We start from the raw sequence: 12,891 nt of genomic DNA on the forward strand, positions 1-12,891 counted from the left end.
GGTGACATACCGCCTGATTGTCGGAACCACCGCGACCCAACGACGGGAGCCACGCCGATCGTCACGCCAGCCTCAGCGGGCAGCAGACCCGTGCTGATCTTCGCCCAGAACTCCCGCTCCCTCGCACGCGGGTGCCCCGGGTGACCGGGCGAGTGCATCGGCGCGCGCCCGGTCACTTCCCTCATCCAATCCGACGGTCGTCCCACAACACCCTCCGATCAGGTGTTGTTTCCACCGGTTGAGCCCAGTTTGACTGCCTGCATCCGAGTGACTGATCAGCTGGCCGCGCTCGATCGGATGCCCGGCGCGGTCTCGTTGCCACAGCGCCATCCTGACGGGCACGTCGACGAGTTCCACGTCGCGGCGGATCGACGCGTTCCAGCCCACGATCCGCTGGGAGTAGCAGTCGACGACGAACGCGACGTACGTGAACGACTGGAAGGTGCGCACGTAGGTGAAATCAGCAACCCAGACGTGATCCGGGGCCGGCGCGGTGAAGTCCCGGTCCAGCAGGTCAGGTGCCCGCACATGCGCCGGGTTCGGGACCGTGGTGCGCACCCGCTTGTTGCGGATGACACCGTTCAGACCCAAGGAGCGCATGGCCCGGTCGACGGCGGCGAACCCGGCCGATGGGACCAGGCCCCGCCGTACCGCGGCGAGCATCTTGCGCCGTCCGTACAGACCCTCAGGTGCGAGCACCCGCTCACCGGTCAGCTTGGTCGTGAACGCGAGAGCACGCACGGCGTCTTCGATCAGGGCGTCCGTAACGACCCGGGCGGGAACAACTCGGCCATGCGCGCACCACCGGCGCAACGTTCTTGCCGCGATCGACAACCCTGCATGCTGCAGAGCGTGTCGGATCGACTCGACGGCATGACCAGACGCACGCATCTGGTCCACGAACGCCACGATCAACGGTTGCGGGGGTCGAGTTCCCCCGCGAAGAAAATCGTCGCCGAACGCAGGATCGAGTTCACCTCACGGAGCTGGCGGACCTCGCTCCGCAACCGCCGGATCTCCTCACGCTCTTCCGACGTAACCCCGCCGGCCATGCCGGTGTCGATCTGGTGCTGTTGCACCCAACGCCGCACCGACTCCTGGGAAACCCCCAACGACTCGGCGACCTGCGACCGAATCTGCGTCTCTGACGAATACTCCGAACGACGCTCCGTCACCAGGCGCACAGCCCTCAAACGAACTTCCTGGTCGATCTTGCGTGGCATCCCGCCATCCTCTCGTGTCGCTCATAAAAGAGCGGCCGAAAAGTCAGGACGGTTCAGTATCGGCATTGGCGCCGCTCGCGGGTACGGGGATGTCAACTCGAAAGGGGTGGCAACCTCGCGATGGGGACCAGGCAAGCCCCCGTTCCCCTGGAGTGCTGACTGGGTCCTGGCCTACCTGGTAAGCAAGAGACAACTCGGAATGTCAGTACCACACATGTCATAGGCATTCAGGCGGTACCGGACGATACGGGCCGACCCTTTGACACGGGCCCGGATGGTGGCGTAGGAGAGGGCTACGTATCGGCCGGTGGCGGGGTCGGCGGCGTAACGGAGCATGTGCACGATCGCGAGCGCCCGTGGCAACGAGGCCGAGCTGGCGATGATGACCTCAGCGCGTCGTAGAAGTCGTCGACCCCACCGCTACTCTCGAGGCGTGACGAACCCGCTCGAGGCCTGGCAGGAACATGCAGACGCACTTGCAGCGTTCTACCGGTTACATCAACGCTGGCCTTCACCGAACGCCTCCGATCCGGTCGAAGCTGCACTGCACCGCTGGCACGGCGCCGCGCGCCGGACCGCGTACAACTCGTACAAGCCCAACTCAGACCTCGCGAACCGGGTCAGCTACCTCGACCAGGTGACGCCAGGCTGGCGGCACCCTGACCGGATCTTCCGTGCCAATATCGACGCGATCGCCAGATACCGACAACAGCATGGCGTCTTCCCCAGCCAGGACTCCCCCGACCCCGAAGAAGCCCGACTCGGCGACCGGCTCAGAGACCGCCGCACCACCCCCCGAAGCTCTGCCCGTCAGGCGTATCTCGACGACACCCTGCCCGGCTGGCAGCAAACGCTCCGGGAACAACTCTGGGATGCCACGGCAGACACCGTCGAAGCGTTCTTCAGCGCATACCACCGGCTCCCCCGGGCAGCCCGCAACGACCCCGACGAACGTCGACTCGCGAAATGGGTCCGATACCAACAAACCCGAACCAACCACACGCCGACCCAAACCACACGACTCGAAGCACTCACCCGGCCACACCAGTAGCCGAGAACCACCACTACGGGACTGGGGACTGAGGCCCGCCATGATGCGCAACGCCTGAATTTTAGTGCGTAACAGAAGAGAATCGCTGGATGCGAGGGTCCAGTCGCAGCATCCAGTCGCCATCGAAGTGGGAGCATTGATCGGCTATGCCGTCGCGATATTGTCACGCGAGTGAGATCGCGGCTTCACATCTTCCGCGCCCTGACCGCAGAAGACTATCTGGTGCGCTCCGCGAGAACCGCGTCGACAACTGGCGTCGAGAATCAACGCCGGAAAACCCCAGCCGCTGCTATTGTCGGCGCATGCTCATCGGATACGCCCGCGTCTCCACCGCGGACCAGAACCCGGACCACCAGATCGACGCCCTCACCCGCGCCGGCGTCGACCCCGAGCACGTCTACACCGACGTCGCGTCCGGGTCCCGTGCCAGCCGGCCCGAGCTCGACAAAGCCCTCGCGTCTGCGAACCGCGCCGGCGACCAACTCGTCATCACCAGACTCGACAGACTCGGCCGATCCATGCTCCACCTCGTCACCCTCGGCGACGCCCTCCAATCCCGCGGTGTCGGACTCCGGGTCCTCGAGCAAGGCATCGACACGACCACCCCCGAAGGGCGCGCCATGTTCGGCATGCTCTCCGTCCTCGCCGAATTCCACCGCGAACTCCTTATCGCCAACACCCGCGACGGCCTCGCCGCCGCCCGCGCTCGAGGCCGCACCGGCGGCAGACGCCCCCGACTCACACCCGAGCAAGCCACCCACGCCCAACAGCTCTACAACGACCGAACCCACACCGTCCAACAAATCGCGAACCTCCTCAAAGTCCCGCGATCCACGATCTACGGCTACCTCACCCGGTCATGAGCCGACGAGCGACACGAACCACGCTCTCCCCAAAGACCACTAGCGTTTCAATTTGGCGCCACGATCTCGGTAATGAAACCCCCCTGCCCCAACCGGCAACCGCTTCCGCCGTCGACCAGACCTGCGCTCGCCCATCTGACGGGTGGTGAGAATGTCAATCTTGGGTGGTACCACCGCGACAATCTAGCCAGACCCATCTGGCTGAGGCAGATCATCCTTGGGAGGTGCGCGTTTGGCAAACCTGGTCGGATGCCTTCCCCGCGAGCAACTGCGACTGTTAGAGGATGAAGCTTCAGATGCGCGTCCTGCCCGTGATGATCGTCAGTGCTGCCGTTGTGGCGTCGGCTGGCTGCTCAGCGGGTCAGGAGGAAGCCAGCCGTTTCCTGTACGAAGCATCGGCGTGGAAGGGCGGCAGCCAGATCACGTACAGTCCTGCCGAACCGGTCGGGTTCGAGGCGGAAATGGATAAAACTGATTGGGCCTATGCGCCTGAACTGAATCCCCGCACGACGACACCGAGTGTGTCGGTCACGCCGCCGGCGCGTCCGGGGATCAGCGGTGTCCGTCGTTGCTGAGCAGGACGGCAAAGTTGATGCAGAGGTTATCTGCGAGGCTCCCCAACCAGAGCACGAATAGACCGGATCGACCGTCCGCTTAGTCGTTGCGGGTGTTGGCGAGTCGGCAGGAGTTCGTGCCGGTCTCGATTTTGGTGCCGTTGAACGTGAGCCGATTACGATCGCCGCACACAAGCGTGGGTCGGTGAACGTCTTCGTCCAGCCCTGAAGGACTCGTTCGACGCGATGGCGACGGAATTCTTCTCCTCACTTTCGGTGAGGACTTGGAAAAAGGAGCTCGGCGCCACGGGGATCGAGTTCCATGTAGCCGAGCTCGTCGGTCAGGAGCAAATCGACGCGCCCGTACCTGGCGATCGTGCGCGCCAGTTGCTTCTGACGACAGGGTGTGGCCTTCACTCAGGTTGACATTCTCAGTCACCATCACCCCTTGGTGAGCGAGAGCTCATCCTCAGCGGTGTCGCTGTCGCGCCGTCGCATCACTGCTCATGCGCCGGCGGACAATTGTCAGCATCGACGCCCTCCTGGGCCGGGACGGGCTGCTGAAGCAGTTCGCGAAGACTGTCCTCGAGGCCGCGCTGAACGAGGAGATGCCCTCGCACCTCAGTCACGAGAAGCACGCGGTGGCGGAAACATCCGCAACGGGACCCGGCCGAAGACAGTGCTCACCGAATCGACGCGGTCGGGTGCTGAGCCTGTGTGGGGTAGTGCCGGAGAATGGGCTCTACCGGCGGTAGCAGGATGCCGGGTTCAAGTTCGGGGGCGAAGTGAGTATTGACGAGGGTTCATTCGGGCAGTCGTTCCGGGGATATGACCGTGACGAGGTCGACGCTGTCGTCGCCCGGTTGCAGGCACAGTTGGCGCTACGGGCGGAGGCTGAGCAGCAGTCGACAGCGGAGGTCCGAGGGCTGCGGGCGCGTATCAGCGAGCTCGAGGGAGAGCTTGAAGAGACTGGGAGTCCGACATTCAGCGGGCTGGGGCTGAGGTTGGAACACACGCTCAGGATCGCTGAGGAGCATTCCACCCGGGTTATCAGCCAGGCTGATATTGACGCCGCCGAACTTCGTGCCGCCGCCGTCCGCGAGGCAGACATCCTCCGTGCTGACGCTTGGGGAGCAGTGGCTGTGCTCGATCGTGATTCCCGCAGGGATGCCGAGCAACGCATCACCGCCGCCGATGCTGCCGCGGCTGCGACACGCGCGAACGCGGATGAAGACGCTGCAGCACTCATGGAACGGACCCGCGCCGATACGGAGGCATTGCGCACGGCGGCGAGGGCTGAGGTGGGAGAGCTGCGCGCCACCGCAACTCTAGACGCGGCTGCTGTGCGCGCCGCCGCCGAACACGACGCGGCCAAGATCCGTGCTACCGCGGATCGGGAAGCCGCCACTGTCACTGAGACATCTGTGACGCTCTCGAAGGAGATCGAACAGACCCGCACCGAGGTCGCGCTGGAACTGGATCAGGCGCGCGCGCAGACTACGGCCGCCTGTGAGCAGGAACGTCTCGACGCAGCCGATGCCGCAAGCCAAGTCCGTGCTGCAGCGTCGGATGACGTGGCAGAACTCCGCGCCGCTGCTGCGGAAGAGGTCGCCGTGACCCGTGCCGAGCTCGCCGCAGAACGCGAGCAGACTCACGCCGAGCTCAGACTGGCACGAGAGCGCACCGAGCGGGAACTCGCCGAGACCAGAGACCAGCAGGCACGGGATCTCGGCTCGGAAGCGGGCAAAGCGCGCGCGAAACTCACCACCGAACTCGACCATGACCGCCAGCGTGCAGCCGCGGCGATCGAAAAATCACGTGCCGATCTCGCTCACGAACTCGAGCAGTCCAGAGCCGATTTCGACGCCGAAGCCGAACAAGCCCGAATCGAACTCCGCAACGAGCTGCACACCGCCCGCGCCAAGCTCGCCCGAGACACCAAACGGGCACAGCGGGAAGTCACGCAGGCCCGCACCGACCTCGACGTCCACCTCGCCGCGCGTCGACACGAAGCCGAGCAGGAACTCCTTCAAGGCCACGAGGAAATCACAACCCAGACCCGCACCGCCCGCGACGAAGCTGAACGCCACCTCGCCGCGGCACGCGACCACGCCGAGCATCTCCGCCTCGAAGCTCGGGCCGTGCACGCCGCCGCCGAAACAGCAGCCAGCACACTCCGAGAGGCAACCGATACTGCGACCCGGGAACAGCTCGGCACCGCGAAGAAGAAGGCGGCCGCCATCCTCACTGCGACCGAAGACCGCGCCCGGGAACTCACCGATACCGCTGAGACCCACCTCGCCGAGCTCCGCACAGAACGCGACACTATCGCCGCCTACCTGGCCGGCCTCCGTACCGCATTCGACCAAGCCGAAACCAACATCGCCTGACCCGATCATGCGCGGCCATCACTATGCCGCACCACAACGGCAGAACCGAACGCGTCAACCCCAAGACCAATTGAGCTGGATTGATTGACGGTGCGGCGTGCGGGGTCAATGCTGCACCCCAGCCCGTCGACGCTACGCGTCCGTGCTGGTAGCGGCGCTGGTGCGGAGGGATGGGTTCAGTGGTGCGTCGTTCGTGCCCGGCATCTGCCCGAGGTCTGATCCCTGAGTATCCTTCATGGGGGGAAGGCGCGACGTCGGCGGCGGCGCGGGCAGCGGTGACACCCCTGGTGACGGCAGCTCTGGCAGCGGGGCGGCACCGGCGGGCGGGCTCGCGCTCACCGGCCGAAACCGCGCCCAGACGCATTGGCTGGATCGAACCGGTCTGCGCGATCGGCGGCGTGGCCGCGGTCTTCCTAACCCTCATCCTCTTCGCATAACCCACGCCGGTGCTCGACCGGACCACTCAGGTCGCTCGGTCAGCGGCTCCTGCACCACCTCAGAACACCGCACCCACAGCCCCGCACCTGCCGACCGGGACCAGGGGGTTGTGGCGGAACCAGCCGATCTGCCCTTCAACGCCGCCCTGCTCGTGCGCTCCGGTCCCCGACCTCCACGACTAATGCGGGCCGTTGTGCGGTTGTGGCGTAGGCATCGCCAGATGCCGGTGGAGTTCCTGACTGACGATGAGGTGTCTACGTCCGGTACGAGGCGGCATCGATCCGATCGCTGCCGGCGTGCTCGAGCGCGGTGGGACAACTGGTGCGCAGGGATCTGGCCGACCATGGGACGCGACATCTGGTAGAGGCCGAGGTTCGCCCACCAACGACGGAAGCCCCGACCGTGCCAGCGGGGCTTCCTTTGCCGTCAAGCGTGAAGTCCGTCTAGCCCGATAAAAATATCAGTGCACGACTCGAGATCCCGAACGCGCCCCCTCCCGAAGCTCGAACTCCAAGGAGGGGGCGCAGTGCTTCCGCACGGGATCGTTCGGTTCCGATCCGCGCACATCGACCGGCCCGGAAGCGCCAGCCCACGGGCACCCTAACCGATGGAATACCAGTCGACAAGGTCGACGGTAGCACGCCCCAGCCCGCCGCGACCGTGCGGCCTGCATGGACACCGCACCCCGACCTGCCAGAGCGACTCGAGCACCGGTCACTTCAGGACCAGGCTGCAGCCAAACTCACGTCGGCCGACTCGCCTGTCTCTATCACTCTACGTAGGCCGCGGGCTGTCGCCGGTTCACCAGACACGCCGACCGAGTACGCGCACGGGGTGGTGTCCGCGCCCTCCCCCACCACATCACTCCCTGAACCGCCGCCTGCACCAGGGATCCACGATGAACGTGATCTGCTACGGTGGGAACACCGACTGAAATATCAGCATGAGATCTGCTGGGGTCTGCCTGCTTCCATCAGCCGGTGACGTGTCCACGACGGGGTCGCGTCGGAAGTGCTGCGAGCCCCTCTGAGCCTCCAATCCTCGGAGGGGCCCACCTTTTGCGTTGCCGTGGAGCTGGGGGTTCAGTCGACGGCATAGGTTGGGCATCGGGGGCTGATACCCGACGTGGGGGTGGGGGGGGGCGAACGCCCCCCCCCCCCCGCCCCCGGAGGCGAGGTCGGACGTCGCAGCCCCATCTGCCGGCACCTCAAGCGGCACGGAATCCACTCTCGACGCTACATGTCAATGGGACATGTTGGTCGGAGCACCCCGGAGATGGGGCGATGCACGAAGAACGGGAGCGTGCGTCGACACGCTGTTATCCTGAGTACCGCAATCTGACATATCAGACGTGTACGGCTTCCCAAACTCCGGCTCTCTCGGCGGGATCAGCACGGCGATGGGCGCCTAGCAACTCGCGCCGGGGTGAGCGCCAGATCTTTTCCCTTTGGGCTGTATCCACGTGCCCGTGCGCGCCGTGGGCTTGGTGGAGTGCTACCGCCTTGGAGAAAGTATTCATCCCGCGGCGCGGGACTCACGATCTTGACAAAGAAAGAAGTTATGGACTCGCAGAACATCATCACCGCCCGAGATGTGCGCAAAATATATCGCTCCAAGGCTGGCGAGGTGCACGCACTGGACGGGTTGGACCTTGATGTTCCGGCCGGGACGGTGCGGGCGCTGCTGGGCCCGAATGGGGCCGGGAAGACCACCATGGTGAAGGTCCTGACCACGCTGACCCGCCCTGATTCAGGGGCGGTGATGGTGGCCGGCACCAACGTCCTGGTCAATCCCGCCCAGACCCGACGGCTGATCGGTGCGTCCGGCCAGTACGCAGCCGTGGATGAGAACCTGACCGGGTTTGAGAACCTCGAGATGATTGGCCGTTTGTACCACCTTGGCCGGCGTCGGTCGGTGCAACGAGCGGATGAGCTGATCGACAGGTTCGGCCTGATCACCGCAGCACGTCGACCGGTGAAGGGATTTTCTGGTGGGATGCGGCGAAGGATCGACTTGGCCTGCGCGATCGTGAACGAACCAAAGGTACTGTTCCTCGACGAACCAACCACAGGGCTTGACCCGCGGAGCCGGCAAGCGCTGTGGGAAATCATCCGGGAACTCGTCGGGCAGGGCACCACGCTGCTTTTGACTACCCAATACCTCGAGGAAGCCGACCAGCTCGCCGACACCGTCTCCGTGATCGACGGCGGCAGGGTCATCGCGGAGGGCACCCCGGACCAGCTGAAGGCCCAGACAGGCGGGCACCGGGTGGTCGTCACCCTCGCCGAAGAGAGCGACATAGGAACGGTGGTCAGCGTCCTCCGCGCGCACGGTGACGGCGAGCCCGTGATCGCTGTCGACGGGCGCACCGTGGAAGTCCCGGTTGCGTCCGGGACCCATGCCCTACAAACCTGCCTCGCGGCACTCGGGTCCGCCCAAGTTGTGCTGCTCGACGCCGGGATACGCCGACCTACCCTCGACGACGTGTTCCTCCGTCTTACTGGTCAACGCGCCGACATCGATCCCGCCGCCCCCACCGACGACGAATTCACCAGCACCGATTCGCGGGCGGATGCCCTGGCAGGAGCGAGCAAATGAGCACCCTGCAGACTGGATACACCACCGCGCGAGGCGGATGGGTCACCGATGGGTGGGTGACCACGCGACGCAACCTCAGCAAGATCCGCCGCACCCCGGACATGCTGATCTTCGCCGTGCTGCAACCGATCATGTTCGTGCTGCTGTTCAGCCAGGTCTACGGCGGTGCGATCCAGGTCGAAGGCTCCAACTACGTCGAATTCCTGATGGCTGGGATCTTCGTCCAGACCGTCGTGTTTGGTGCAACCTTCTCCGGATCCGCGATGGCGCAGGACCTGAAAACTGGGATCATCGACCGGTTCCGCACCCTCCCAATTTCCCCTTCCGCAGTCCTGATCGGCCGGACCAACAGCGACCTTGCCCTAAATACCATTTCGATGCTGATCATGATGAGCACCGGGCTGCTCGTCGGCTGGCGTGTCAACAGCTCACCGACGGAGTTTCTCGCCGGCCTCGGCCTGCTACTCCTGTTCAGCTACGCGTTCAGCTGGGTGATGGCCCTGCTCGGGATGGTCGTGCGCAGCCCGGAGGCCATCAACAACGCCTCGTTCATGATTCTTTTCCCCCTCACCTTTATCTCGAACGCGTTCGTCCCCTCCGAGACGCTCCCCGACGGCCTCCGGGTAATCGCGGAATGGAACCCCGTGTCCGCGCTCGTCCAATCCGCGCGACAGCTCTTCGGCAACGAAGGCACGGCCCCCATTCCCGACGTCTGGAGCCTGCAGCACCCCATCGCGACGACCCTCATCGGCATTACGGTCATGCTCGCAGTGTTCGTCCCCCTCTGCATCGCTCGGTACACGAAAATCAGCAGCCGATAGGCCCGCTACGAGCGGAAGGGCACGATAGTTCCTCCCGCCGCGCACCTCGACGTTGGGCATTACGATGGTGTTCACCGTCATCCACGCGATCGAGGCCGTCGTCTGGTACCTTGTCCTCGGCAACCTGGCAGGCGCGGCGCGGACATGGCTGAACCGCCCGCGAGTTCGACAAACAATCGTAGCCGTGACCGGCGCAGTGTTCGCTTTCTTCGGCCTACGCATCGCCACCGAGCTAGGTGGGCTGACGTCTGGTTGGAATGTACCCCCAACCAGACAAGCGTCTCCGGCTTGGACGCGACAGCGCGTGAACGGGAGGAGAACAGGTGATCGAGAATGGGTTGGTGAGCACTCCCGATTCACCCCTGCAAACGCGCCTGGCTTGACCGGAGCCGTTAAACGGACAGACCGTGCCGGCATCCCAATCATGATGAAATCGGATGATGACTTAGCGATTCCTAGCGCGATTCCGGAAGTGGTGGGGCTGGGCGGCAGCTGGTCGCGTTGCGAGCATTGGTGTGGGTGTATGGGCGGGGATCGTCAGCCATGGTGACCCTGTCGCTGACCGGCAGCTCCCCAAATCCATTGCTTACGAACAGGCGAAGTCTGAGCGGTTCGAGCTGAGGTCGTTTGGAATCGAATCGCTGGGGTTCCGTACAGACGAGCCCGACGGCCTTGGAGCGACTGTACCCACACGTGACTTGGTTCTCAGCAACATCGGAGCGGCCCCCGATTGAGGTCGCTTCGATTGAGGTGCTCACGTACCCCTTGAGCTTCCCTGCGTCGAGCGAGGCAGGATTGCTGGTGGCGAATGCGGATTAGTGGCATTGCAGTCTTCGAGCGACACAGGCCGGTTCTACTTGGATACGGAAGCCGGCTGCGGAGAGCGGGGCACATTCACGATCAACCCCGGCGAAGCGGTTGCATTGCTCGCATTCCCCCGAGAGCGTCGATATGACGACGGTGGTAATGGGCCGTCCATCGCTGGGTGCAGGTCGGCCCGGAGCCCTAGCGGAGGGTCGGGCTGTGCCCGGTGTGGTTGGGTCATTCGTGGGCATCACCATCCGTGGAAGTTCTCGGTTGTGCCCACTGGGGGCAGGCCAGACCGAAGGATGACTCTGGGCTGTCCCCATTGGATACAACCGCTGCACCCGACAGGCCACGGAAGACCACGGTGGTGGCGTGCCGCCGGCGGACCGGGAGCGGGAGGGCGGAGCCGCTCCCCGCGCACGTGCGGGTGCGCCCCCGCAACCTCGGGGACGGGACACGCCCACCGACAGGACCCGAGTTACCCGGGCGTTGCCCCCGATTGGCAAGCCCCCTGCCCGAGAGCATCCCGGGTGAAGCGAAACAAGCCCCAGGCGACTCGCCGACGACGCTACACCCGATCAATCCGACGGCGATAGACGTTCCACCGAATTCGAAGACCGCGCCCGCCCATGAGAGCTCAATTTCTCGAGGGAGGGTCTCTGTCAAGTTGAAGTGGCCCAGGGGGTCGGGGGGATGCGGCCCAAGGGGCTACGTGTCGGACCGTATGCTGGGTCGATGGCACGCACGGCGCGGGAGCGTATTCAGGGTGATCTCGTCTCGCAGTTGTTGTTCGATGACGTCGTGGGGTACGCAGGATCCCTCGGCATTGACACGGCCCGGTCGACGTTCAAGAGAAGGCGTCCTCGTTCCACATCGCGCATGGACGCGCGTTCCTCGGGATCCATCCACGTCGCGGCGGCATCGTCGTGAACGTTGTCCTTGAGTACCGGCTCGGGGACCCCAGAGTGTTGCGTGCTGAGCAGGTCTCCTCGCGACGCTGGCACAACGAAGTGCTACTCGCGAACCCGGATCATGTCGACGATCTTCTCCGCGGCTGGATCGGTGAAGCATTCGATCTCACGATCACTGCGTGACCGATGTTCGGGTGTGGTTGAGCCGGTAGGAGTCGGTGCCTGTCTCGTTCCCCCTCCTCTCCTCATCCTGATCCGCCGATCCATCCTCGTCCCCGATTCCAAATTCCATCCTGGTCGCATCCATCGCGTACCCGTCCTCGTCCCCGATGCCCCACCCTCCTTGTCGACCAGCGCCCGCCCGCGGCCGCCGTGGCGACACGAAAGCGGGGGCGACCGACCGGTCGCTCCCCGCCTTGATGTGCAGGCCCAGGTCTGATTCAGAGGCGCTTGCGGTGACCGGTGATCCGTCCGTCCGTGGTCAGGTCGATCACGAGCGCCCCATCGACCAGGGCAGCTGGCCATTGCCGAGTCTCCGAGACATCAAGCCCCAGCGTGCTGATGACCGCGTGTCCTGAGATGCGAGCTGACGTGGAGGTGCGCTGCACGAGCGTGACCAGATATCCGTCCTCCGAGGATTCGTCCGCCGGACGCACCCCGATCCGGAGCGGTTCCCGACCACCACGATCTCCAACCGCTTTGGCTCACCCAAGGCCTGATACCCGGCTGAGTCGTCCGCGAACTCGCCACCGCCCTGGGGAACATCACCGAACTCACCCACCAGGTCACCGCAGCCGAACGCGCCCACGCCACCGCATACCAGGCCGCGATCGCCGAAGGCTGGACCGGCAAGGAACTCGCCCGGCTCGGCTTCACCGAACCCAGCCGGCCACCACGCCAACGCGGCCGCCCCACACCGGCGGCCCGTCCCAGCGAACCGGCCAACCCCACCACCCGGAGCCGTGACGCTCGCCCCCAATGGGCACTGTCGGTGCTCCCTGAAGAATGACCCTCTGGTGCCGCGCGAATCTTGACCCCCTCGGCAACGCTTGAAGGGTGATTGCTGTGGAAGATTGGGCAGAAATTCGTCGGCTGAATCGTTCCGAGGGTTTGCCGATCAAAGAGATCGTCAGGCGGCTCGGGGTGTCTCGGAACACGGTTCGAGCGGCGTTGCGGTCGGATCGGCCGCCGACGTATGAGCGGGAGCCCCGCTCGACCTTCGCTGATGCCGTTGA

10 protein-coding genes and 3 pseudogenes are annotated in these 12,891 nt (G+C 64.8%); 10 read left to right on the forward strand and 3 right to left on the reverse strand.

Annotation, left to right across the window (positions count from 1 at the left end):
* Nucleotides 1-72: 72 nt before the first annotated feature.
* Nucleotides 73-909: a DDE-type integrase/transposase/recombinase gene (locus tag AC1DZA_RS19820; RefSeq protein ID WP_476774052.1), complete on the reverse strand. Its 837-nt coding sequence runs from the start codon at nucleotides 907-909 to the stop codon at nucleotides 73-75.
* A gap of 2 nt (nucleotides 910-911) precedes the next feature.
* Complete coding sequence (locus AC1DZA_RS19825) at nucleotides 912-1,223, reverse strand: transposase (RefSeq protein ID WP_476774053.1); 312 nt, start codon at nucleotides 1,221-1,223, stop codon at nucleotides 912-914.
* Nucleotides 1,224-1,656: 433 nt separating this feature from the next.
* Between AC1DZA_RS19825 and AC1DZA_RS19830 the strand changes: the two genes are divergently transcribed.
* The 3 genes from AC1DZA_RS19830 to AC1DZA_RS19840 all read left to right on the forward strand — a co-directional run bounded on the left by AC1DZA_RS19830 (nucleotide 1,657) and on the right by AC1DZA_RS19840 (nucleotide 3,712).
* Nucleotides 1,657-2,274 (forward strand): hypothetical protein, encoded by a 618-nt coding sequence (locus tag AC1DZA_RS19830; protein ID WP_476774054.1) that lies wholly within the window; start codon nucleotides 1,657-1,659, stop codon nucleotides 2,272-2,274.
* A 302-nt stretch (nucleotides 2,275-2,576) separates the two neighbouring features.
* On the forward strand, nucleotides 2,577-3,137 hold the full coding sequence (locus AC1DZA_RS19835; protein ID WP_476774055.1) for a recombinase family protein: 561 nt from the start codon (nucleotides 2,577-2,579) through the stop codon (nucleotides 3,135-3,137).
* A gap of 284 nt (nucleotides 3,138-3,421) precedes the next feature.
* A complete protein-coding gene (locus AC1DZA_RS19840) occupies nucleotides 3,422-3,712 on the forward strand; it encodes a hypothetical protein (RefSeq protein ID WP_476774056.1) in 291 nt (96 codons plus the stop codon).
* A 79-nt stretch (nucleotides 3,713-3,791) separates the two neighbouring features.
* Here the strand turns inward: AC1DZA_RS19840 and AC1DZA_RS19845 are convergent.
* Nucleotides 3,792-4,087 (reverse strand): annotated as a pseudogene (locus tag AC1DZA_RS19845) (ATP-binding protein); the annotation flags it as partial.
* Between the two features lie 143 nt (nucleotides 4,088-4,230).
* Here AC1DZA_RS19845 and AC1DZA_RS19850 point away from each other — a divergent pair.
* The 7 genes and pseudogenes from AC1DZA_RS19850 to AC1DZA_RS19880 all read left to right on the forward strand — a co-directional run.
* A pseudogene (locus AC1DZA_RS19850) lies at nucleotides 4,231-4,385 on the forward strand (transposase); the annotation flags it as partial.
* A 91-nt stretch (nucleotides 4,386-4,476) separates the two neighbouring features.
* Nucleotides 4,477-6,081, forward strand: a complete 1,605-nt coding sequence (locus tag AC1DZA_RS19855) for a DivIVA domain-containing protein (RefSeq protein ID WP_476774057.1) — start codon at nucleotides 4,477-4,479, stop codon at nucleotides 6,079-6,081.
* Between the two features lie 1,998 nt (nucleotides 6,082-8,079).
* Nucleotides 8,080-9,117 carry an ATP-binding cassette domain-containing protein gene (locus tag AC1DZA_RS19860; protein WP_476774058.1) on the forward strand — a complete coding sequence of 346 codons (1,038 nt, stop codon included), beginning with the start codon at nucleotides 8,080-8,082 and terminating at the stop codon, nucleotides 9,115-9,117.
* Complete coding sequence (locus tag AC1DZA_RS19865; protein ID WP_476774059.1) at nucleotides 9,114-9,938, forward strand: ABC transporter permease; 825 nt, start codon at nucleotides 9,114-9,116, stop codon at nucleotides 9,936-9,938. The genes AC1DZA_RS19860 and AC1DZA_RS19865 overlap by 4 nt, the downstream gene beginning before the upstream one ends.
* A gap of 64 nt (nucleotides 9,939-10,002) precedes the next feature.
* Entirely contained in the window at nucleotides 10,003-10,488 is a 486-nt protein-coding gene (locus AC1DZA_RS19870; RefSeq protein ID WP_476774060.1) for a LysE family transporter, read from the forward strand.
* Between the two features lie 1,102 nt (nucleotides 10,489-11,590).
* Nucleotides 11,591-11,839 (forward strand): annotated as a pseudogene (locus tag AC1DZA_RS19875) (DUF5655 domain-containing protein); the annotation flags it as partial.
* 873 nt (nucleotides 11,840-12,712) lie between these two features.
* The coding region (locus AC1DZA_RS19880; protein WP_476773960.1) for a helix-turn-helix domain-containing protein at nucleotides 12,713-12,891 on the forward strand (179 nt) is incomplete at its 3' end.

The sequence above is a fragment of the Agromyces sp. P2_B3 genome (assembly GCF_056404815.1).